Origin of the sequence: Metasolibacillus fluoroglycofenilyticus, assembly GCF_003049645.1 — a bacterium.
Lineage (GTDB): Bacteria > Bacillota > Bacilli > Bacillales_A > Planococcaceae > Metasolibacillus > Metasolibacillus fluoroglycofenilyticus.
In genome coordinates this window covers 2204683-2228291 of the sequence record NZ_PYWK01000001.1, presented here as the reverse complement: position 1 = coordinate 2228291, position 23609 = coordinate 2204683, and the positions used below count along the sequence as shown (strand labels likewise).

The window sequence follows — 23609 nt, the reverse complement described above, 5'->3', positions numbered from 1 at the left end:
AGAAGGGGGAGCTGTCGAAAAAGATAGCTCCTCCTTTTAATGTAACGAAAGTTTGTTTTCATTACTCAATTTAACCTTAGAGAAAAGCCGCAAAATTCAGTGTTTATCACATTTTAAAAGAAATCCAATAGCAGCTATAGCACGCTTTTGAGATGCCCTTAATGTATAATAGAAGAAATGCCAAAGACAAAGGATGACGACATGACAACATTATTGATTAAAGAAAATTATGTAAAAGAATTAAAAAATGGCTATCCATTAATTTTAAAAGATGCTGTAGAAAATGAGGATGCCTCAATCATAGAAGGAACACTTGTGAAATTAGTAGACAACAAGGGACAATATATTGCAACAGGCTATTATGGTGTGCAAAATAAGGGCGTTGGTTGGGTGCTAACACGTAACGCAAATGAACAAATTGACCGTGCTTTTTTTGCGAAGAGAATTCATGAGGCTGTGACATGTCGAACGAGCTTTTTTGAGGCAGATGACACAACAGCTTTCCGCATTTTTAACGGGGAAGGGGATGGCATCGGCGGTTTAACGATTGATTTCTTCAATGGTTTTTATATGGTGAGCTGGTATAGCGAGGGAATTTATACGTTCCGCGAGGATGTGTATGCGGCACTAATGGAAGTGGTAAATGCACGCGGTGTTTATGAGAAGAAGCGCTTTAATGTGAACGGGCAATATGTGGAGCAGGATGACTATGTGTCAGGGGAAGAGGGCGAGTTTCCAATTATTATTCAAGAGAATGGCATGCATTATGCGGTAGATTTGAATGATGGGGCGATGACGGGTATATTCCTCGATCAACGTAATGTGCGTAAAGTCCTGCGCGATTCGTATGCAGCAGGAAAAACAGTGCTCAATACATTTTCTTATACAGGTGCATTTTCGGTGGCTGCAGCACTTGGCGGTGCAACAAAAACAACGAGCGTCGATTTAGCGAAACGTAGCTTGCCAAAAACAATTGAGCAATTTAGTGTCAATGCGATTGACTACGAGGCGCAGGATATTAAAGTGATGAATGTTTTTGATTACTTTAGCTATGCGGCCCGTCATCAATTAACGTTTGATGTTGTCATATTAGACCCACCGAGCTTTGCACGCACGAAAAAAATGACATTTAGCACGGCGAAAGATTATCCAAAATTGCTGAGAGATACACTAACAATTACAGCGCCAAATGGTGTAATTATTGCCTCGACAAATAATGCTAGCTTCAATATGAAAAAGTTCAAAACCTTCATTGATAAGGCCTTTAAAGATTCAAACAAGCGCTATAAAATTTTAGAGCAGCACCAGCTACCGGAAGATTTTCAAGTACCACATAATTACCCAGAATTTAATTATTTAAAAGTCGTTGTTATTCAAGTGCTTTAAGGGTAGGGAGTCCTTAGCTAGCTTTAAGAACATCTTTGTTTTTGTTTTATGATAAGATGTTTACTTATGAAAATGGAGAAATCCAACTTTGAAAAGAGGAGAGACATTGGCTTCAGCCGTGTTTATCTTAAGTAAAAGGGAAGCGATGAGATAATGTGTTGTTAAAGTTTCATATAGACTTGTTTTAGGTTCACCTCGACCAAACAGCTCGAAGAAATCTTGGTACAATAAAGTGAAAGAGCTGGAAAGCTATAAAAAAAGTATTTTATTCTGTGTTTCTATTGATTTTTTAGGTGGTATCCAATTGCATCGAGGCGTTATAGATGTATATTTTGCTAATTAGGGGGGAATGGATGAAATATTTATATTTATTAAGCATTCTACTACTCGCAGGATGCTCTATAGATGAGCCGCAATCGTTTGTGTTCAATAAGCAACAAAACGAGGTACAGCAAGTGGCTGCAGAAAATTTACGAGCACCCTGGGCAATCGCAAAAATAGAAGATACTTTTTATCTAACGGAACGTGCGGGAAGCATTGTTAAAATTAAAAATGGAAAAATGGAACGACAGCAAGTTGTACTTGAGAAAGAGCTAGCAACAGTAGCAGAGGCAGGTTTATTAGGCTTTGTGCTTGCACCTGATTTTCAGGATTCAAAATTAGCCTATGCCTATTACACATATGTTGATAAAGTAGCGCAGTTTAATCGCATTATAACGCTTTATTTAGAGGATAATATTTGGTATGAAAAAGACTTGCTTATTGATCAAATACCAAGTGGGACATATCATCATGGGGGACGTCTAAAAATTGGGCCAGACCAAAAGCTATATGCAACAGCGGGTGACGCATCGGAAGCAAGCTTAGCTCAAAATCTCCAATCATTAGGAGGTAAAATTTTAAGAGTAAATTTGGATGGCTCGATTCCAAAGGATAATCCATTTCCTAATTCCTATATTTATAGTTATGGTCATCGCAATGCGCAAGGTCTTAGCTGGTTGCCAGATGCTACACTATACGCGAGTGAGCATGGTAGCGCTAAAAATGATGAAATTAATCAAATACAAGCAGGTCAAAACTATGGCTGGCCACTAATTGAAGGAAATGAAACACAGCAAGGGATGCATTCCCCACAGTTTACCTCAGGAACGGAGACAACTTGGGCACCCTCCGGAATGGATTTTTATGATGGTAAATTATATGTGGCAGCATTACGAGGCACAGCCATTTTAGCATTTGACATTGAAGCAAAGCAATACGAGGAAGTTGTAACAGGACTCGGCAGAATTCGCGATGTATATATTGAAGATGGTGTGTTGTATTTTATTAGCAATAATACAGATGGTCGTGGTAATCCACAGAAGTATGATGATAAATTATATAAAATCATTCTCTCCAATTAAGGTCTACTGTTTATACGATTATTTTGTTAACGAATTAAATGAATTTTCTGATTTTCCGCAGTGATATTTTACGATGAGTAACCGTAGGAGTACATGTTTTTTTAAGTGTCAGATACAAAAATCCCCCACCTGCAATCAAACTGTAACAATTGTTTGAAAGCTTGATATAACTATAATCGCATAATGGGGAAAGAAATTTCTTTCACTTTCCGCAAAAAAATATGCTGAATGTAATTGACAAATAAAACATGCATTGTTAAACTGAACGAGTTGTTAAATTGGAAAGCAAATATTCAAAAAAGAGTCTTTCCAGCAAATACTTTTTGACCACTTTCGGTAAGCTTCATTTGCTGAGGAAAGTTAAGGCCATACGGACAGCCGGGTCAACTGCCGACTGGCAACGTCAAGTTGCTTTATTGATTGAGTTAGAAGCTCAAATTTTATAAGTTGGTTACTTTACAACCAGTGTAGAAATGCACATCAACTTGTGAAACGGTCAATAAGAGTAGTAAAAGTAATTATTTGCTATATAGACTCTAAAAAAACCTATTCGGTTATGTATGAATATTGAAAAGACTTTCCTCTTAGCACTGCTACGGGTTTATTTTGCGCCGTAGAAATGGGTTTTTTTACAAAGGGACTTTTCATAAACAATACATACAAAAGCAAGTGAGATGGTGCGTATACCGTTCACTTGCTTTTTTCTTTTGAACGGATAAGCACTGAATTTAGGGGGGAAAAGGATGAGTACACGATTGTCACAGCACGATGCACCAATTTACGATGCACTACAACAATTTAAAAGTAAACGCATCGTACCATTCGATGTGCCGGGGCATAAACGTGGACGCGGCAACCCTGAACTAACAGCTTTTTTAGGAGAGCAATGTGTCAGTGTCGATGTCAATTCGATGAAGCCGCTAGATAATTTATGCCATCCTGTATCTGTTATTAAAGATGCAGAGGAGCTAGCAGCACAAGCATTCGGGGCAGCTCATGCCTTTTTCATGGTGAATGGCACAACTTCAGCAGTGCAATCGATGATTTTAACAGCGTGTAAGCGCGGTGATAAAATTATTTTGCCACGTAACGTACACCGCAGCGTTATTAATGCGCTTGTTGTATGTGGAGCTGAGCCGGTTTATGTTAATCCAGATATGGATTACAAGCTGGGAATTGCACTAGGAATGAAAATTTCTCAAGTAGAAAAAGCGATTAAAGAAAATCCGGATGCTAAAGCAATTTTAGTGAATAATCCAACATACTATGGCATTTGCTCTGATTTACAGGGCATCGTCAAACTGGCGCATGACCATGAAATGTTAGTGCTCGTTGACGAAGCGCATGGCACACATTTTTATTTTGGTGAAAACATGCCAATTACGGCGATGGCAGCTGGTGCTGATATGGCAGCGGTAAGTATGCATAAATCTGGTGGTAGCTTAACGCAAAGCTCATTTTTATTAATGGGTCCTAAAATCAACGTTGGCTATGCACGGCAAATTGTCAATTTAACGCAAACGACAAGCGGCTCTTATTTATTATTATCAAGTTTAGATTTATCACGTCGTAATTTAGCGTTAAATGGCAAGGAGATTTTTGAGCATGTGATGAAGCTGTCGCAATATGCACGCGAGGAAATTAACAAAATTGGTGATTATTATGCGTATTCAAGCGAGCTAATAAATGGCGATAGCATTTACGATTTTGATGCAACAAAGTTATCGGTTCATACATTGGATATTGGTCTAGCAGGGATTGAAGTATACGATATTTTAAGGGATGAATACGATATTCAAATCGAGTTTGGCGATATTGGCAATATTTTAGCATATGTTTCTGTAGGGGACAGAGAGCGAGACATTGAGCGACTTGTTAGCGCATTAGCTGAAATTCGCCGTCGCTACAAAACAGATAAGGCAGGGCTTATTACGCAAGAATATATCGATCCGCAAGTAATTACAACGCCGCAATATGCGTTTTATGCAGAAAAGGAGCTTTTGCCTCTACGTGAAACGGTTGGACGCGTTTGTAGTGAGTTTGTCATGTGTTACCCGCCAGGCATTCCGATTTTAGCACCGGGTGAAAAAATTACCCAGGAAATTGTCGAATATATTGAATATGCGAAAGACAAGGACTGTACAATTATCGGTCCCGAGGATTTGGAAATTGCACGACTCAACGTGTTAACGGAGGTGCGATAGGATGGATTTATGGTTTAGCGAAAGCCATACACCGAATGTGAGACTGTCGATAAAAGTAGATAAACAGCTATATAGCGCGCAAAGTGAATTTCAGCGCATCGATGTGTTTGAATCGAAGGAATTCGGACGCTTTCTTACACTAGATGGCTTTATGATGTTGACAGAGAAGGACGAATTTATTTATCACGAGATGATTACGCATGTTCCGATGGCTGTGCATCCGAATCCTAAAAAGGTGTTAATTATCGGAGCGGGTGACGGTGGTGTTGTACGTGAGCTTGTACAATATCAAGCTATTGAGCATATTGACTTAGTCGAAATCGACGAAATGGTCATTGAGGCGGCAAAAAAATATTTGCCACAAACAGCAAGCAAGTTTGATGACCCGCGTGTCCACATTCATATTGAGGATGGCTTAAAATATGTTCGGTTTTGTGAAAATGAATACGATATTATTATTGTTGATTCGACAGATCCATTTGGACCAGGCGAAGGCCTATTTACACGAGAGTTTTATGGGAGCTGTTATAAAGCATTAAAAGAAGATGGCATTATGGTTAATCAGCATGAAAGCCCGTTTTATGATGAGGATGTTGCTGCAATGCAGCGCGCGCATCAACGTATTATTGAATGCTTCCCAATTAGTCGTGTGTATCAGGCACACATCCCGACATATCCATCAGGGCACTGGTTATTTGGTTTTGCATCTAAAAAATATCATCCGGTAAAGGATATGAGTGCAAGCGTTTGGAAGGCCAATAATATTGCAACGAAATATTATAATTCGAATCTGCATAAAGGCGCATTCTATTTACCGAATTACGTACAAAAATTATTAACAGAAGTTGAAAACAAAGGAGACGAGTAAAATGGCAAAGGCATTAATTATCGGAGCAGGTGGCGTGGCATCTGTAGCAGTACACAAATGTGTACAAAATAGCGAGGTATTCGAGGAAATTTGTATCGCTAGTCGTACAAAAGCAAAATGTGACGAATTAAAAGCAAAATTAGATGGCAAAGGTACAATAATTACAACTGCACAAGTTGATGCAGACAATGTAGAGGAGCTTATCGCGTTAATTAACGAGGTAAAGCCTGATATTGTGATGAACCTTGCATTACCATATCAAGATTTAACGATTATGGACGCATGCTTAGCAACAAAAACACATTATATGGATACAGCAAACTATGAGCCAGAGGACACAGCGAAATTTGAATATAAATGGCAATGGGCTTACCATGATCGCTTTAAAGAAGCTGGTATTACGGCACTTTTAGGCTCAGGCTTCGACCCAGGAGTAACAGGTGTATTTACAGCACATGCTTTAAAGCATCATTTTGATGAAATCGAATATATCGATATTTTAGACTGCAATGGTGGTGACCATGGCTATCCATTCGCAACAAACTTTAATCCAGAAATTAATATTCGTGAAGTATCTGCGAATGGTCGTTACTGGAAAGAGGGCGAGTGGATTGAAACACAGCCAATGGAAATTAAACGTGTTTATAATTTTGAAGAAGTTGGCGAAAAGGATATGTACTTGCTATACCATGAAGAATTGGAATCATTAGCGAAAAACGTACCTGGCTTAAAGCAAATCCGCTTCTTCATGACATTTGGCCAAAGCTATTTAACGCATTTAAAATGCTTAGAAAACGTTGGCATGACTTCAATCGAGCCAATTATGTTTGAAGGTAAAGAAATTATTCCATTACAATTTTTAAAAGCAGTATTACCAGACCCAGCATCACTTGGTCCACGTACAAAAGGAAAAACAAATATCGGCTGTATTTTCCGTGGTAAAAAAGACGGACAAGATAAAACTTACTACGTATACAATATTTGTGACCATGAAGCTTGTTATGCAGAGGTTGGTTCACAGGCAGTTTCTTACACAACAGGCGTGCCTGCGATGATTGGTGCAATGCTCGTTGTCAATGGTGAATGGAACAAGCCAGGTGTATATAATGTAGAGGAATTCAATCCAGACCCATTCATGGATGCATTAAATAAATGGGGCTTACCTTGGAAAGAAAGCTTCAATCCGGAGTTAGTTGACTAATGATGAAGTTTGAACAAGTACCAACACCAAGCTACGTTGTAGATGAAGTGTTAATTGAAAATAACTTGAAAATTTTACATGGGGTTATGGAGCGAACAGGCTGTAAAATTATTTTGGCACAAAAGGCATTTTCGATGTTTTCACTGTATCCGTTAATCGGTAAATATTTAAACGGTACTGCGTCAAGCGGTTTGTATGAGGCTAAGCTTGGTCGAGAGGAAATGGGGAAGGAAAACCATGTTTTTTCTCCAGCATATCGCGAGGATGAAATCGACGAAATTATCGAGCTATGCGACCATATCGTTTTCAATTCCTTTGCGCAAGTGGAGAAATTCGGAGCGAAAGTACGCGCAGCTGGCAAAAGCGTCGGCTTGCGTATTAATCCTGAATGCTCTACGCAGGAAGGACCTGAAATTTATGACCCTTGTGCTCGTGGCTGTCGTTTTGGTGTTACCTTAAAGCATTTCAAGCCCGAGTTATTGGGGCAAATTGACGGCATCCACTTCCATACATTATGCGAGCAAGATTCCGATGCATTGGCAGTGACACTTGATGCAGTAGAAGAAAAGTTTGGACAATGGCTACCGCAGATGAAATGGATTAATTTTGGTGGAGGGCACCATATTACGCGTGAAGATTATAACATTCCACTATTAGAGTCTTGTATTAAACGAATGCAGGATAAATATGGGCTAGAGGTTTATTTAGAGCCAGGTGAGGCAATTGCCTACAGAGCGGGTTATTTAGTTACGACTGTCTTAGAAACATTGGAAAATGGCATGGAGCTAGCGATTTTAGATACATCAGCATCCTGTCATATGCCAGATGTGCTTGAAATGCCTTACCGACCCCCACTTCAAAACTCGGGCAAAGTAGGCGAAAAGCCACATGCTTACCGCTTAGGAGGCCCGACTTGTTTAGCAGGCGATGTGATTGGTGATTATTCATTCGACCAGCCGTTAGCTGTAGGAGATCGTCTCGTATTTGAAGATATGGCGATTTACTCCATGGTAAAAAACAATACATTTAATGGGATGGCTTTACCTGCGATTGTTATTCAAGATGCGAATGGCGAGTGTCGCATTCAAAAGCAATTTAGCTATGAAGATTTTAAAGGACGATTATCCTAATCCTAGCATATAGTTTAGTTTTAACTTCTTTTAGTAGAAGTCTCCCATCTCTATAGGTGTGAAGATGAATGCAAGCATTAGACGAGATTCAGTGGGTGTTCAAACATCCACTGAATCTTATTTTTTTATTATGCATAATACCTTTACGCAAGAGGTAATTTCAAGCTTATACTGAATGAAAATAAAAAAAAGTGGTTTTTTATGAAAAATGTAACGCATATATGTTAGATATGATAAGATAACTGCAAGAGTTAAAATAGTTAGAATTGTTGTAGAGGAGGGGGCAATTTATGAGGAAAATAGATGATAGGTTTTCTTATATTAAAAACCCAACTAGGCTGTTTGTCATTATTATTACAGCGTTAGTTATTGCATTAGTATTGGAAAATCAATTATATGCTCTCTTCGGTGAACAAAACTATGTGATGGTACATCTTATTGTAGAAATGTTTATAGTTGCAGCAACTGTTGCGATTGTTATGCAAGTATTGACTACCACTCGTTATAATTTAACAAACAGAGCTGTTTATTTAATTTCACTTTTCGGTTCAATTACGGTCATGGAAATTTTGCATACATTGTCTTATGAAGGAATGCCCTTTTTAGTATATGAAAGTGATGGATATAGAGCTGTTTGGCTATATATTTTTATAAGAATATTATTGCCTGCAGGACTGATTTTTATATTTTCAACACAGCTTAAAATTGTAAAAACAAGCTTTGCGGTATTATTTAGTGCAGCAGTGATAACGATTGTGTGCAGCGCTATTTATATTGTTTATATACCGACAAAAATTTTGCCGCCACTTGTAAGTGAGCAAGGTCCAACGGCATTAAAAAATACGCTACAGGCTAGTGCGGCATTTTTGCAGCTTATTTTAATTGCCATTATTTTGCGAAGCTATAAAAGGGATAAATATTTACATTATTTATTTGCATCAGTTTGTTTAATTTTGAGCGATATTTTGTTTATTTTCTTTGCTGATGTTTATCATTTTAGCAATTTTTTAGGACATATTTTTCATTTATCTGCTTTTTATATGTTTGTCCAAGCTATTTATTATTCCGCTATTGAAAAGCCTTATCGGGAGATTTCAATCGCTAAAAAATCCTTGGAAGAATCGGAGCAGGCAATGTACAAGATGGCTTATTATGATGAATTAACACAGCTGCCAAATGAGCGCTTCTTCATGGAGAAATTAAATAGCTTTCATAAAACTAAAGCGATTAAAACAGTTATTATTTTAGAAATAGACCGTTTATCAGTCATTCAATCAACGCTAGGCTCCCACTATGCAGATAGCTTAAAATGCAGCGTTGCTGACCGAATACGACACACGCTCCCAAGTAAATATAGTATCTATTTGCTGAGGGAAGACCGCTTTGCTATTTTGCTGTTGGATGATTTAGGAGATGAGGCTATTTTACAAGTTGTAGATAGCTTACAAAAAATAATGCAAAGACCGTTTCCAATCCAACATTTTTCATTAATGAGCCATTTTAATGCAGGAATTGCTCAATATCCAAAGGACGCTACTAATAGTAAGGATTTGTTTAAATATGCGGAGTTTGCGATGTATGAAGCAAGATATAGCGCGAAAAGCGTTCTATTCTATGCATCCTCTATGTCAGAAAAACGTTCAGCAAAATTAGTGCTTGAAAACGATTTACGTCAAGCGATTGTAAGGAACGAATTAATATTAGAATATCAGCCACAACTCCATTTACCATCAGGTAAAATTCATTCTGTTGAAGCATTGGTTAGATGGCGGCATAGTAAACTTGGTCTTATTTCACCAGCGGATTTCATACCGATTGCAGAAGAGACGGGGCTGATTATACCAATTGGGCAGTGGGTATTGAAAGAGGCTTGTATGCAAGCGAAAAAATGGCAGTCTCAAGGGCATTATATAAAAGTTGCTGTAAATATATCATTAGGGCAATTATTGCAGGATAATTTAGTGGAGTTTATCCAAGGGATATTAGCTGAAACCGAGTTAGATGCTCATTATTTACAGTTAGAAATAACAGAAAGCATGACAATGAATATTGAGTCTGTTACAGCGGTTATTCAAAAATTGCAGGAGTATGGTGTGACTATCGCGGTAGATGATTTTGGTACAGGTTATTCGTCACTGTCTTATTTAAAGGATTTCCCCCTAAACTGCTTAAAAATAGATCGCAGCTTTATATGGAATATTGATCGCAGTACAGACGAGGATGCATTGGTACTCATGATTTTATCAATGGCTAAGCATTTAAAGCTAGGGGTTGTAGCGGAAGGGATTGAAACAGAGAAGCAGCTGTCCTATTTAGTCAAAACCTCCTGTGATATTATTCAAGGTTTCCTAATTAGTAGACCATTACCCGCAGAAGTATTAGAGGATAGATTGAATGAAATTGAAAGCAATGCACAACGATTATTAAAAAAAGTGAATTATGAAGCGAAGTTATTAGAAAAATAACTGATTTAACTAATATATAATAAGGAGCTGCCTAAGGTGATATGGAGGTAGCTCTTTTACTTTGAGTTAAAAGTTTACAGAATATTTAATTTATTTGTTATAATAAAGTTTCACAAATAACGATTATTTTTAATATAAGAGGGAAAATAAAAGTAGAAATATGTTAAAATGACAGTTAGATAGCCATTTAAAGGAAATGACTGCAAAGGAATGAGATTATGGGAAAAGAAGTAGATAAATTTATATATATTGAACACCCCATTCGTCTAATGATTATTATCATATTCACTGTAGGTATTTCATTGTTAGCTGATAATTATTTATATGGTATTTTTGGCATGGACAATTATGTTGTTGTCCATCTTATTTTAGAGATGTTAATTATTGCAGCTGCCATATCAATCATTATCCATGTAATAACGGTCATGCGCTACAGTGTAACGAATCGTCTTGTTTTTTTAATCGGCATTTTTGCTAGTATTACTGTTATTGAAGTTTTACATACAATTTCCTATCCGGGCATGCCTTTCTTCTTTTATGAAAGTGATATGTCCCGGACTATTTGGCTTTACATGTTTACGAGATTTAGCTTGCCGATTGGCTTAGGGCTCTTCTTTTTTATAAAGCTAAGGCAGGTGGATGCTCGTTATATGCTGGCATCTACTATCATTGCTACAATCATTTTGAGCAGCTATATTATCCTTGTTTATATGCCGTCATCACCACTCCCACTACTAATGGATGCGCAAGGTGCAACCTCTTTAAAGCTCTCTTTACATGGGTTAGCAATGATTTTGCAAGTAGCATTTATTTTTATTGTAATGAAAAAAGGAACAAAAAAGAAAAATTTATATTATATATTTGCTTCTATTTGTCTATTAATTAGTGATGCTTTATTTATCATGTTTCCAGATAAATTTAGCATTAATAATTTTGTAGGACATTTATTCCAGCTTGTAGCGTACTATATGATTGTTCAAACGATTTATTATTCAGGTATAGAAAAGCCTTATCGAGAAATTTTGGAGGCAAAGGATTCCTTGGAGAAGTCAGAGCGAATTGCTCATAAATTAGCTTACTATGATGAGTTAACAGGGCTGCCGAACGAGCGCTATTTTAAAGAACGATTAAATCATGCTTTGATTGAGAGAAAAGGAGAGAAAACAGTAATTGTTTTAGAAATAGACCGATTATTAATGATTCGGTCGACACTTGGCTCAAATTATGCGGATATTTTTAAACAAAAAGTCGCACAAAAAATTGTACAAATTTTAGCATCGCAATATTCTCTCTATTTATTGAGAGAAGAACTTTTTGCTATATATCTTGAGGATTTGGATGATTGGCATTTGTATAGAATTATTCAGAATTTGCAAAAAATGATGGAGGAGCCATTTCAAATTCAGCATTTCTCTTTAAATAGCCATTTTAATGTTGGTATTGCACAATATCCAAAAGATGCCGATAGCGCAGAGGGGCTTTTGGAATATGCCCAGTTTGCAATGTATGAGGCGCGCAATGACAGCAGCAATGTTTTATTTTATGAGAAGGAAATGGCAGCGAAGCGCGCAAATCGTATTTTATTGGAACATGATTTACGGCAAGCTATCCAAAGAAATGAGCTGTATATTGAATACCAGCCACAATTTAATTTGCAAACAGGTAAAATTTATTCTGTAGAAGCGTTAGTGAGATGGCATCATGGCAAGAGAGGCTTTATCTCGCCGGGAGAATTTATCCCACTTGCCGAGGAATCCGGGCTAATTGTACCAATTGGCCAATGGGTATTAAGGGAAGCGTGTAAACAAGCGAGGGAATGGCAATTACAAAATCGCTTCATTAAAGTGGCAGTTAACTTATCATTAGGTCAGCTATTGCAGGGCAATTTTGTAGAAAGTGTGCAAGAAATTTTAGCGGAAACCGAGCTAGATACAAGCTATTTGCAATTAGAAATTACAGAAAGTATGACCATCAATACAAGCTCAATTATGGCAATTATTCAGGAGTTGCAGGAGCAGGGGATTACCATTGCAGTGGATGATTTTGGAACGGGTTATTCATCTTTATCCTATTTGAAGGATTTTCCGATAGATTGCTTAAAAATTGATAGAAGCTTTGTTTGGAATATTGATAAAAACGAGGAAGAGGATGCGATTGTGTTGCTAATTTTATCAATGGCCAAGCATTTGAAGCTAAATGTTGTAGCGGAAGGAATTGAAACGGAGCGCCAATTAGCTTATTTAGAGCAAGCTAAATGTGATTATATTCAAGGCTTTTTAGTTAGTAAGCCTTTACGCCCAACTATACTTGAAAATAGTTTTGAAGAAATTGAAAAAAATGCACAGCAATTACTAGCAAAAATAAAGTCACAAACTATATAATGACATAGGTAGTGACAATAAAGAGACAAAAGAAAGTAGTGAAACAAATGGCAGTAGCATCACATTCAGTAACGATTCCTGTAGCCGTTGAAAAAGTATGGGATTACGTTAGTAAAATTGAGCATTGGGCAACGATGGTTCCCGCGTATAAGGAGCATGAGCAAATTGATGAACGAAAATCAATTTGGACATTCGAGGGCAGTTTTAAAGGGCTTAAAAAGACAGTTAAAATGGAGTTAAACATTATCGAATGGAATGAGCCTTCTAGCATTAAATTTGAGCTAAAAGGTTTAACGGATAATTTTACTGGTAGTGGCAAGTTTACTGCAGAAGGTACGGCAGAGCACACGACAATGACAGGCATTATTGAAGTAAATGCAGGTGGCTTATCAGGTGCGGTGTTAACACCGGTCATTAAAATGGTGCTGCCGAAGGTAACGATGCGCTTAACAGAAAAAATTGCAAGACAAATTCAATAATTTAGAAGATGCGATGAAGTAGAGAAATATCTATTTTCTCGCATTTTTTATATTAAAAAAATGAAACTTTTAAGTTATTACATCAGTCTAACTAAAAATTGCTATTTGGAGGTGAGCGCGTGAAGCAGCATGACGAGCTATTGCAGCAAGCGATGGATGCCTACGGAGATTATTTAGTCCGACTTATTTATACATATGTGCACAATTGGCAAACAGCCGAAGATTTAACACAGGAAACCTTTATTCGATATTATCGTTCACTTTCAAAATATCGTCACGAGGCAACAGTCAAAACTTATTTATACCGTATTGCAATTAATGTTACACACGATTATTTAATGAGCTGGAAACATAAAAAAGTCATTGTTTCAGAAGTATTTCAAAAATGGTTGAAAACAGCACAGACACCGGAGCTAGAAGTACTGCAGAAAGATGAGCAACAACAGCTTGTTCATGCGATAGAAAATTTGCCTAGAAAATATAAAGATGTAATTGTCCTATTTCATTTCGCAGAATTTTCATTGGATGAAAGCAGTAAGGTTTTAAAAATTCCTGTTAATACAGTGAAAACAAGATTAAGAAGGGCGCGGCACATGTTAGGTCAAGTGTTAGAGGAGGGAGAGCTATATGAAAGACCCAATTCAAAAGGCAATGAAGGACGCTTATAAAGTGGGATTTTTTTCACAACAAAAGAAACTAGAGACACTTCGCAGAGCACAGCGAAAGCAAAAGGCATTATGGCCGTTTTCACTGACGGTGTTGACAACATGCTGTGTGGTGTTTTTGCTACTATTCCTTGTTAAAGGCTCGCCTCATATGACGGAAACGGTTGGTAGTAAAAGTATAGCATCTATTGAGCAGGCTTATATGGAGCGATGGCAACAATTTACAACAGTAGTGGGAAGTAATTTTGACACGCAGGCTCGGATACAATATTTATCAGCAAGCGATTGGTTATTACAACAAGCCATCCTCGAAGAGAAAAATGGTCGTTTATTAGCTGAGTTACTTCAGCATATGACATTCATAGTAGGCGATGCTAGTACGGAAGTAGAATTTCCGGAAATCACAACATTTGAACAGCTAACAGCGCAAGCATCAGATTTAATAGATAAGCTTGAAAAAACCTATGGAGCATGGAATATACAAAAATTAGGGGAAAACCAATTGCCAAATATAGAAATATTTTATATGGATTTCTGGAGAATTATCGGCAAATTTGCTTTGTTTAGTTTTTTTGCTTATTTACTTTATAGCAATTGGCGCAGAAAGCGGAATTATTTTTTTGCGATTATTCAAGTGACAATTTTGCTAGCAATAATCATTAGCTTTATGAAACCTTCCAATGGACAATATGCTATGAATGAACAAGCATTATTTGAACAGTCCGTCGCTTCCTACAAGGAGTTTATGGGGGAATGGGTTGATGTATCAGAGGCGAAAATCGTTGATACAGCAAGGTTTGGTGAACAGTTATCAATTTTAATTGATGCTGGAGATAATATTTATATTTTATCGAATTTTATTTATATAAAGGAGAGGCGAGGTTATTTACGAGAACGTACAATTTGGGGAAGAGATGATGTGTTACAAATATTCTTATCGTCAGCAGTATATGAAGGGGATTCTACAGGCAATATTTTTGCATTACCAGCCAACCATAATATTGGGCGAATTGAAGTTGAAAATGTAATGACAAAAGAAATTGTAACCTTGAATATTTTAACAAATGAAGCAGGTATTTATTATTTCTCTATACCTGTTAGTATGCAAAGTGATGATGGATATTTCGCGATTCATTACTACGATCAACAAGGAAATTTGCTGAAAGGAGAAGAACCGTTTTAAAATTGAAAGAATTGATATGGAAGTTATGCTTTCCAAAAAGGAGCGATTAGCTTGTTAAATCTTGAAATTCGCTCAAATAAACAACATCGCAAAGAGCGTGTCTCAAAATCGCTTTTCAGACACGCCCTTTGTAATTTTTAGTATTATTTTAACAACGCTAAAAATAGAAGCCACAAAAAAATAATTGAGATAGGAGATGACGGCTAAAGTCTATCCGATAAGAGCACTTTGTTTCGGCAACGCATTGAAAGAAAGATTTTTGTCTTATGTCTTTTACTTAGGAGAGAAACGCTGACTTTCGCGATTCTTCTCCTAATTTCTATTTTGAAGTGTAAGCTTTTTCGTCGCTATTGTCGAAAAGCTGTGCAACTACACAGCTTATTGGATAGCCCTCTGCGAAACAAAAATTAATTAGAGCCCGCGCTCATTCCCGCAATACGTCCTGTCACAAGGGCAGAAGTAATATTGTAGCCACCTGTGTAGCCATGAATATCTAAAATTTCACCGCAGAAATAAAGCCCGAGCCTTTTCTTCGAAGCCATTGTTTTTGGCTCGATTTCTTTTATTGATACACCACCACCTGTGACGAAGGCTTTTTCCAGAGGTTGTGTGCCATGCACATCCATTGTGAAGGCTGTTAATTCATGAGCTAGTGCACGGATTTTTTCTTGAGAAAGCTCTACACCTGTATGGGTGCTATCAATTCCCGCGCGTTCTAGTAAAAATAATAGCCAGCGTTCTGGTACAAGTGGCTTCCATAAGTTTTTGACCGCTTTTTTTGGCTCGTCTTTAATCTTTTGCTGTAGCATTTGGTAGCAACCCTCTTCATTATATGAGGGAAGTGACTGAATACGTACTTGAACTGCTGCACCACCATTTTTTTGGCGCTCCTTGACGATAAATTGACTACAGCGTAAAATTGCAGGACCACTTAAGCCAAAATGGGTGAAGAGCATGTCCATCGTATGGGTTACGAGTGGCTTGCCCTTTGCATTTAACACAGAAACTGCTACATCGCGTAGTGCTAGCCCTTGTAGCTCGCGTGCCACGATAAAAGGTTCCTTAGACAAGACAGGCACCTCTGTTGGGTAGAGTGCTGTGACGGTATGCCCTGCTCGCTCTGCCCACGGATAGCCATCTCCTGTGGAGCCTGTTTGTGGTACAGCCTTTCCTCCCACTGCGACAATTACTGCATTCGCACGTATTTCAGTGCTATCCTGTAAGCGTACACCGAAAACGCGTTCTTCATCTAGCAACAGTTTTTGGGCGGCTGTATGAAGGCGAACTTCAACATTGAGCTTTTTTAGCTGTTTTTCTAGTGCGTCAACAACATCTTGAGCGCGGTCAGAGACAGGGAACATACGCCCGTGGTCTTCCTCCTTCAAAGCTACACCTAGACCTTCAAAAAATGCGATAATATCTTCATTATTATAAACAGTAAATGGGCTATATAAAAAACGACCATTACCAGGAATGTGACGAATAATTTCTTCAACAGGTAGGCGATTTGTTACGTTGCAGCGTCCACCACCAGAAATGGCTAATTTTTTGCCGAGCTTCCCCCCTTTTTCAATTAATAAAACTTTTTTTTCCTGCTCTGCGGCCGCAATGGCTGCCATTAACCCAGATGGCCCACCGCCAATTACAATAACATCATACATATTCGTTAGCTCACTTTCGCGTACAATTGATCCCGTATTAACAGGCTGTAAGACCCCCACTTCAAAACAGTAGGTAAAATCAAGATGTTTAAGTGGGGGATCAAACAGCCTGTAAAAACTCGAATGGTGAAACTACCAACCAGTTGGGATGTAGGGAAATCCCCACTGGTTGAAGGTTCACTTTATCTACCTTCATCTAATTATACACAAATTGCACAATTTAATTGAGTTAATGGTCTTGTAGATGTAAACTTACAAATAGGCTAATTGCGTCGTAGTAGTAGATTTATCATGATTAAGTAGAAAACGCCTACCTCTATAGGTGGTGCGGATGAATACTTAAATTGTCTTTTATTCAGCCGGTGTCCAAACACTAGCTGATAAAGAGGAACTCAGTCTAAAACAAGTGCATACTAAGATAAAGACTGAGTGACCAACATCGTGTTGGCCTAAGCCTCTGGCGGATGTCAGGGCTTTTGAATTGTGCTCGCACAATTCAAAAACCCGACGCAATTACGCCGAGGCGCAATTGATATAAGAATAGGAAGAAGAATATGTCATCATTAATGAAGGGGACCGCGATTTTAACAATCGGGTTATTTTTATCAAAGCTTTTAGGGCTCGTATACTTATTCCCATTTTATGCGATTGTTGGAGAAGAGAATATGGCTCTTTATCAATATGCATACATACCGTATACGATTATGCTGTCAATAGCGATTTCAGGTTTACCGCTAGCCGTTTCTAAATTTGTTGCTAAATATAATGCGCTAGGGGATTACCAAACGGGTGTACGATTAATGAAATCGGGCACGATTGTGATGCTACTCACCGGCTTATTATCATTTATTTTATTAAATTTACTTGCAACACCACTTGCTAATGCCGTTATTAAAGATGAGGAGCAGTTATATACTGTGGAGCAAATTGCTTCTGTTATTCGTTGGGTTAGCTACGCACTTCTTGTTGTGCCGTTAATGAGCCTAATTCGCGGCTATTTTCAAGGCTACGGGCACTATATGCCAACATCTGTCTCGCAGTTGATTGAGCAAATAGCACGTATTGTTGTCTTGCTAGGTGGCTCTTTCGTTGTAATCGTCTTGTTTGATGGACTGCCTGAAACAGCGATTAAATTTGCTGTGTTTGCAGCATTTATTGGGGCACTGGCGGGTCTAGTTATACTGTATCATTACTGGAAAAAGCTCAAGCCAGAATTTCAAATGTTACAGGCTAATTCCATTACTAGCCATCAAGTAGCGTATACAGAAATTTATAAGGAAATCTTTACGTATTCCATTCCAATTATTTTTGTCGGGATAGCCAATCCACTTTTTCAATTAGTAGATATGCTAACCTTTAACGGTGCGATGCTCGCTAAAGGTGTTGATGCTAAGCTAACAGATACATACTTTTTAATGCTCAATCTATTGACGCATAAAATTGTTATTATTCCTGTGATGCTAGCAACGGGCTTATCGATGGCTTTAATTCCAACGATTACGAAATATTATACGCTCGGTCAGCTACATACATTGCGTAGCACGATGGATAAAATGTATCAAGTGTTGTTATTTGTAACAATCCCTGCTGTAGTAGGAATTATGATTTTAGCACCTTCCCTATACCATGTTTTATATGAACAAAGTGAGAATGGGGCATTAGTGTTAATGCATTATGCACCAGCCGCGATATTATTCGCTATCTTTTCCGTTACGGCGTCATTGCTGCAAGGGATTAACTATCAAAAGTGGATTATTTTCAGTTTGTTAACGGGTATTTTAGTGAAGTTAATATTAAATATTCCGATGATTAAATGGCTGGAAGTAGATGGAGCCATTTTAGCGACGATGATTGGCTATGCGGTAACTTGCACAATCAATATTGCCGTTATTCATAAAACATTGCAATACAATGCAAAGGTGGCAATGCGCCGTATATTATTAATTTGTATTTTAACGGTTATTATGACAATTGTTGTTTCTGTTATGTATTTTATTTTACAATGGATTGCGCCAGTCGATAGTAAATTATTAGCATTGTTTTATGTGTTATTATGTGCGGCAGCAGGCGCTATAGTGTACGGCTATTTAGCACTGCGTTTAGGCTTAGCACAAAAGCTACTAGGTGCAAGAGTAACGAAAATTGCGAAGAAATTAGGCATGAATTAATCTTTAGGTCCATCATCATAATTAGGGTGGTGGGCCATTTTTCAATACGTACATATATAAAGGAGAAACTATGCGTCTAGATAAATTATTAGCAAATATGGGCTTTGGCTCACGAAAAGAAGTAAAGCAATTATTGAAGCAAAAGGCTGTAACTGTTGATGCTGTCGTTGTAAAGGATGCCGCTTTGAAGGTCGACCCCGAGGCACAGCATATCGCTGTTTTCGGCGAGCGAGTACAGTATATCGAATTTATTTATTTGATGATGAACAAGCCACCGGGAGTTATTTCCGCTACTGAAGATGATTATGATAAAACAGTTATTGATTTATTAGACCCTTTTGCCCAGCATTTGAAACCATTTCCGGTTGGACGGCTAGATAAAGATACAGAAGGCTTATTGCTTATTACAAATGATGGACAGCTAACTCATAATTTACTATCGCCAAAAAAGCATGTGCCAAAAACATATTATGCAAAAATTGCTGGGCGAGTAACTGAGGAGGATGTGAAGGCATTTGCCGCAGGAGTTGAATTAGAGGATGGCTATGTGACGATGCCGGGACATCTAGTGATTTTAACATCGGCTGAACAATCAGAAATCGAGCTAACAATTCAGGAAGGGAAATTCCATCAAGTAAAGCGAATGTTTGAAGCGGTTAACAAAAAAGTGACTTATTTAAAACGTTTATCAATGGGCCCATTACAGTTAGATAAAAACTTGAAATTAGGAGAATATCGAGAAATTACAGAGGAAGAACTAGCATTATTAATTGAAAATAAATAATAATTTTCGGAATAATTTTTAAAATGTAAAATGATGATAGGAAATATTTATTTCTTATTGTTACTTTTTTTATTTGGCTAGGAAATTACTCATATGTTTACTAGATTTTAAAATTCAAAATGATAAAATAGGAAAAGTGACTGCTCGAAATAGGTAATATGACTTAGTTCTAATTCCTTATTTTTACTTTTGATAATATTTTATTCATGTCTTATAATAGTTTCAAAAAAGGAAGACAGCTACTTGTGCTTGTTGATTACATAAATATCGCTCATTAACGTGCGGATTTTTAACGCTTAGGCTATTCATAATAGATTGTTTTCACATCCTTCTTTTGATAAACGAGAAGTAAAATTCCCAATACAATATTCAATTACACCGAGGTGTAATTGCGTTGGGATTTTGAATTGTACTTGCACAATTCAAAATCCCTGACATCCGCAGGAGGCGATGTTCTTGGACTGAGTTTCTATGATTCAGCGAGTGGTTTGGACACCCATTGAAATCGGTCTTATACTTGCATTCATTTCGCCGCCTATAGAGGTGGGAGACTTCTGTACCTGTCGTTACGCTTTCAGTACAAAAAACATGTGCTCCTGCGCTTACTCGTCACAGAAAACATTGCTGGAAGACGTTAAATTTTAATCATAGTATAGATTATCCATTTTAAGAAGTAAATCTTAATGAGGGAACGTGTTTAGCATGAAAAATTTGCATTTTAAGCTTTTTTTGTCTCTTATCATATTTGCGATTATTTTAGTAACTGTCGTCACATTTACGAACAGGAAGCTAATACAAAATGATATAAAAGAACAAACATTAAGCAATTGGTTGTTGATTGAAAGTCAGGTTATAGATGATTTACAAACAATTGATACGGTACAATATTATTTAGAGGATCAATTAACACATGAAGTGGAAAAAGAGCTACGCAAAATGGCCAATCTATATAATGAAAATCCAGATGTTGCTACATGGGATTTAGAAAGAATGAAAAAGGAACACGGGATGGAAATTTTTATTTTGGATGAGACGAATACGGTAATCCATACTACGTACCCAATTGATTTAGGCATGAATTTTAATGAATGCTGTCAAGAATTGTCGAGGATTCTAACACAAAGAAGAATGAGTGGGGAGTTTTTCTCTGATGGCTTAGATGGTTCTACTAAGCTAGGGGAAGTATGGAAGTATAGCTATTTAGCTACACCTGACCATAAGTATTTACTGGAGTTAGGTGTGCCAATGAATAAGATACCTTTATTCGGGAATTTTAATTTTTTTGATAAGGCTAAAATCATTATTGGGCAATATGATGATTTATTAGATATTAAAATTTTTAATAAAGCAGGCTTTCACTTAAGTGCGAATGAGGATGAAATTTATTCAGTAAATTCGAGTGACCCGGAATTTCAAGAGGCTTTTCAACGTGCAATTGAAACATCTTCTGTTGTACAATACGAAAAATATTATAATGGTGGCATTGTCGAGACCTACCGTTTTTTACCGTATGATACATTACGAAATAAAGGCTATTCAACGAAGCGAGTTGCTTTTATGAAATATAATAATATGACGGAGTTGGCCTTGCTGAAAAAAAATACGCAGCAATTCTACTTCACATTAGTTATAGCGATTATCACCTCTTTTATTACGCTTGTTGTGCTTAATTTAATTTTGATGAAAACAATAAGATTGGCTGAGCGCGACCCTTTAACAGGTGTGTATAATCGGTCGACTTATTTGGAGAAAATTGAGAGGTTATTAAAAAGAAAGCAGCATCAGGAAATTGGTCTGTTATTATTTGATGTAGATAATTTTAAGCAAGTAAATGATCAATACGGTCATTTAAAGGGAGATATGATTTTAGTTGAGCTTGCTAAAATACTTGAACGTCTTGCCCACAAAGAAGGGTTTGTTGTGCGTTTTGGCGGCGATGAATTTGCAATCGTTATCAAAAATGCGACGCTTGAAAAAATGGAGCGCATTGCAAATGAAGCGATAGAGGAAGTTCGTCTTAAAAAAGAAAGCAATGATTTAGCTTGGCAAGTGTTATCATTAAGCATTGGCGGAACATTACAAGCAAATATCCAAGAAACAGAGAGAGATTTATATTCTAGAGCAGATGATGCACTTTATGCCTCGAAAAATGATGGGAAAAACCGTTATTCACTATCAGCCATTTCATAACATATGGATAATGCAGAAAAAGAATGCCCCCGACGAAAAGGGCATTCTTTTTGTTACGCTCTCCTAAAAAATAGGTAGAACTAAGATGTCAGTTTTACTTTTTTCTTCGTCGTTGTCCATTTACCTCGACTTGGGCTCATAACCAAGTCGTTGAAGGCTAACACATTCAAATCTCTTTGAATGGTGCGAGGAGTGATGTTGAACTCTTCGACTAAATCCTGTGTAGACACTTCTCCTTTTGTAAGAATAAACATATACACGTCTTTAATACGATTAAGCATTCTATCAGTAGTTGGTTTCATAATTAGTGAACCACTCCTTCGATCTTAATTCTCATGGCAAAGACTAGCGGACGACAATATGTGCGGAGTGCACGTAGGCTTTTGGTTTCTGCCCCAGACAACCCCTTTTCAAAAGTAATCTATCAGAACAAATATTCTGATAATATGATTATAGCGTATATGCTTCATAATTTCTATTAGTTTGAATGAATTCATAAAAAATTTACTTATTATTTACATGAGGTGAAGGAGCCGTCCACAAATATTTTTTCCGACGGCCGTAGCTTCTATATTAAATATTTGCTAAAGCCATCCGTATCTGTAGTTACTCACCGCAAAGGAATCCGCTTCAAAAGGACTTTTCAGATAATCCCTTTAGTGCTGTGTGCCAATAAACAAATGCAACAAACATGCCGCCAGCTATATTGCCTAACGTTACGGGAATAAGATTATAAATAAAATCACTAGCTATAAAAGGACTGTCTGGCATAAAATATGCGACAGCAAATAATGTCATATTTGCAATGCTATGCTCAAAGCTCATCGTTATAAAAGGTAAAATGCAGCAAAAAGTAAATAGTATTTTGGCGCTTTCTGATTGTAATTTAAAGCTACCCCAAACAGCAAGGCAAACAAGTACATTACATAAAACACCGCGTGCAAAAAGCGCTAAAAAAGAAGGGGCTATTTTGCCTGTACTTGCTGTAATGACGTAGTCAGCTAATGCCCCACTCACTAATCCTGTTGCGACAAATGTAATAGCTAACAATAGTGCGCCTATCAAGTTGCCTATATAGCTCGTAAAAAACAATTTATATGTGTGCAACCAGCTAACTGATTTATGAAAAGAGCTGATTGGCATGATGAGGGCATTGCCTGTAAAAAGGTCAGCCCCTGCCATAATAACCATTGTCAATGCAATGCCGAATGTTGCGCCTTGCAGTAGCTTTAATACGGGTAAGTCCGTCATCTGCCCGCCTAATGTCATAAGGAGTAGCATACCAAAGCCGATATAAATACCGCCAAGCATCGTGTTGATGAGATAACTAAGCTTCTGATATTTGTATAATTCATTTCTATGTAGCGCTGTTGAAATTATTTTTTGTAGCATATGATTCCCCCATGACAATTTTCTTTAATCCTTATTAACAGGCTGTAAA

The 23609-nt window shown here is 37.4% G+C and carries 17 protein-coding genes; 14 read left to right on the top strand and 3 right to left on the bottom strand.

Annotated elements, in window-relative coordinates:
• Positions 1–201: 201 nt before the first annotated feature.
• The 11 genes from C9J36_RS10360 (at position 202) to C9J36_RS10310 (ending at position 15365) form a co-directional block, all read left to right on the top strand.
• Positions 202–1386 (top strand): class I SAM-dependent rRNA methyltransferase, encoded by a 1185-nt coding sequence (locus C9J36_RS10360; RefSeq protein ID WP_107943019.1) that lies wholly within the window; start codon positions 202–204, stop codon positions 1384–1386.
• Positions 1387–1739: 353 nt separating this feature from the next.
• Positions 1740–2789 carry a PQQ-dependent sugar dehydrogenase gene (locus tag C9J36_RS10355; RefSeq protein ID WP_107943018.1) on the top strand — a complete coding sequence of 350 codons (1050 nt, stop codon included), beginning with the start codon at positions 1740–1742 and terminating at the stop codon, positions 2787–2789.
• Between the two features lie 743 nt (positions 2790–3532).
• Complete coding sequence (locus C9J36_RS10350) at positions 3533–4993, top strand: aminotransferase class I/II-fold pyridoxal phosphate-dependent enzyme (RefSeq protein ID WP_107943017.1); 1461 nt, start codon at positions 3533–3535, stop codon at positions 4991–4993.
• Between the two features lies 1 nt (position 4994).
• Positions 4995–5861, top strand: a complete 867-nt coding sequence (gene speE, locus C9J36_RS10345; RefSeq protein ID WP_066161834.1) for a polyamine aminopropyltransferase — start codon at positions 4995–4997, stop codon at positions 5859–5861.
• Between the two features lies 1 nt (position 5862).
• Positions 5863–7062 (top strand): saccharopine dehydrogenase family protein, encoded by a 1200-nt coding sequence (locus C9J36_RS10340; RefSeq protein WP_066161837.1) that lies wholly within the window; start codon positions 5863–5865, stop codon positions 7060–7062.
• Between the two features lie 2 nt (positions 7063–7064).
• On the top strand, positions 7065–8192 hold the full coding sequence (nspC, locus tag C9J36_RS10335) for a carboxynorspermidine decarboxylase (RefSeq protein ID WP_066164282.1): 1128 nt from the start codon (positions 7065–7067) through the stop codon (positions 8190–8192).
• Positions 8193–8482: 290 nt separating this feature from the next.
• A complete protein-coding gene (locus C9J36_RS10330) occupies positions 8483–10657 on the top strand; it encodes a bifunctional diguanylate cyclase/phosphodiesterase (RefSeq protein ID WP_107943016.1) in 2175 nt (724 codons plus the stop codon).
• A gap of 218 nt (positions 10658–10875) precedes the next feature.
• The gene (locus tag C9J36_RS10325; protein WP_107943015.1) at positions 10876–13038 is read left to right on the top strand and encodes a bifunctional diguanylate cyclase/phosphodiesterase; all 2163 of its coding nucleotides are present in this window, start codon (positions 10876–10878) and stop codon (positions 13036–13038) included.
• Between the two features lie 47 nt (positions 13039–13085).
• The gene (locus C9J36_RS10320; protein WP_066164295.1) at positions 13086–13517 is read left to right on the top strand and encodes an SRPBCC family protein; all 432 of its coding nucleotides are present in this window, start codon (positions 13086–13088) and stop codon (positions 13515–13517) included.
• Positions 13518–13636: 119 nt separating this feature from the next.
• Positions 13637–14185: a sigma-70 family RNA polymerase sigma factor gene (locus tag C9J36_RS10315; RefSeq protein WP_082798889.1), complete on the top strand. Its 549-nt coding sequence runs from the start codon at positions 13637–13639 to the stop codon at positions 14183–14185.
• Positions 14145–15365, top strand: a complete 1221-nt coding sequence (locus tag C9J36_RS10310) for a hypothetical protein (protein ID WP_107943014.1) — start codon at positions 14145–14147, stop codon at positions 15363–15365. Before C9J36_RS10315 ends, C9J36_RS10310 begins: the two co-directional genes overlap by 41 nt.
• Before the next feature lie 407 nt (positions 15366–15772).
• On the opposite strand, the gene C9J36_RS10305 is transcribed toward C9J36_RS10310, so the two are convergent.
• Entirely contained in the window at positions 15773–17026 is a 1254-nt protein-coding gene (locus tag C9J36_RS10305) for a BaiN/RdsA family NAD(P)/FAD-dependent oxidoreductase (protein WP_066161846.1), read from the bottom strand.
• Between the two features lie 554 nt (positions 17027–17580).
• Between C9J36_RS10305 and C9J36_RS10300 the strand changes: the two genes are divergently transcribed.
• The 3 genes from C9J36_RS10300 (at position 17581) to C9J36_RS10290 (ending at position 22168) form a co-directional block, all read left to right on the top strand.
• Positions 17581–19194, top strand: coding sequence for a putative polysaccharide biosynthesis protein (locus C9J36_RS10300; RefSeq protein WP_107943013.1), 1614 nt, complete (start codon positions 17581–17583; stop codon positions 19192–19194).
• Positions 19195–19264: 70 nt separating this feature from the next.
• The gene (locus C9J36_RS10295) at positions 19265–19978 is read left to right on the top strand and encodes a pseudouridine synthase (RefSeq protein WP_066161854.1); all 714 of its coding nucleotides are present in this window, start codon (positions 19265–19267) and stop codon (positions 19976–19978) included.
• 702 nt (positions 19979–20680) lie between these two features.
• Positions 20681–22168, top strand: a complete 1488-nt coding sequence (locus C9J36_RS10290) for a GGDEF domain-containing protein (RefSeq protein WP_107943012.1) — start codon at positions 20681–20683, stop codon at positions 22166–22168.
• 80 nt (positions 22169–22248) lie between these two features.
• Here the strand turns inward: C9J36_RS10290 and C9J36_RS10285 are convergent, their stop codons facing one another.
• Positions 22249–22470: a DeoR family transcriptional regulator gene (locus C9J36_RS10285; protein ID WP_042474511.1), complete on the bottom strand. Its 222-nt coding sequence runs from the start codon at positions 22468–22470 to the stop codon at positions 22249–22251.
• A gap of 328 nt (positions 22471–22798) precedes the next feature.
• The gene (locus tag C9J36_RS10280) at positions 22799–23560 is read right to left on the bottom strand and encodes a formate/nitrite transporter family protein (protein ID WP_066161859.1); all 762 of its coding nucleotides are present in this window, start codon (positions 23558–23560) and stop codon (positions 22799–22801) included.
• Positions 23561–23609 lie beyond the last annotated feature (49 nt).

Bases quoted from the DNA above. Each gene is read 5' to 3' on its own strand.
- C9J36_RS10360 (WP_107943019.1), top strand. From the start codon at position 202: ATGACAACATTATTGATTAAAGAAAATTATGTAAAAGAATTAAAAAAT.
- C9J36_RS10355 (WP_107943018.1), top strand. From the start codon at position 1,740: ATGAAATATTTATATTTATTAAGCATTCTACTACTCGCAGGATGCTCT.
- C9J36_RS10350 (WP_107943017.1), top strand. From the start codon at position 3,533: ATGAGTACACGATTGTCACAGCACGATGCACCAATTTACGATGCACTA.
- speE (WP_066161834.1), top strand. From the start codon at position 4,995: ATGGATTTATGGTTTAGCGAAAGCCATACACCGAATGTGAGACTGTCG.
- C9J36_RS10340 (WP_066161837.1), top strand. From the start codon at position 5,863: ATGGCAAAGGCATTAATTATCGGAGCAGGTGGCGTGGCATCTGTAGCA.
- nspC (WP_066164282.1), top strand. From the start codon at position 7,065: ATGAAGTTTGAACAAGTACCAACACCAAGCTACGTTGTAGATGAAGTG.
- C9J36_RS10330 (WP_107943016.1), top strand. From the start codon at position 8,483: ATGAGGAAAATAGATGATAGGTTTTCTTATATTAAAAACCCAACTAGG.
- C9J36_RS10325 (WP_107943015.1), top strand. From the start codon at position 10,876: ATGGGAAAAGAAGTAGATAAATTTATATATATTGAACACCCCATTCGT.
- C9J36_RS10320 (WP_066164295.1), top strand. From the start codon at position 13,086: ATGGCAGTAGCATCACATTCAGTAACGATTCCTGTAGCCGTTGAAAAA.
- C9J36_RS10310 (WP_107943014.1), top strand. From the start codon at position 14,145: ATGAAAGACCCAATTCAAAAGGCAATGAAGGACGCTTATAAAGTGGGA.
- C9J36_RS10305 (WP_066161846.1), bottom strand. From the start codon at position 17,026: ATGTATGATGTTATTGTAATTGGCGGTGGGCCATCTGGGTTAATGGCA.
- C9J36_RS10300 (WP_107943013.1), top strand. From the start codon at position 17,581: ATGTCATCATTAATGAAGGGGACCGCGATTTTAACAATCGGGTTATTT.
- C9J36_RS10295 (WP_066161854.1), top strand. From the start codon at position 19,265: ATGCGTCTAGATAAATTATTAGCAAATATGGGCTTTGGCTCACGAAAA.
- C9J36_RS10290 (WP_107943012.1), top strand. From the start codon at position 20,681: ATGAAAAATTTGCATTTTAAGCTTTTTTTGTCTCTTATCATATTTGCG.
- C9J36_RS10285 (WP_042474511.1), bottom strand. From the start codon at position 22,470: ATGAAACCAACTACTGATAGAATGCTTAATCGTATTAAAGACGTGTAT.
- C9J36_RS10280 (WP_066161859.1), bottom strand. From the start codon at position 23,560: ATGCTACAAAAAATAATTTCAACAGCGCTACATAGAAATGAATTATAC.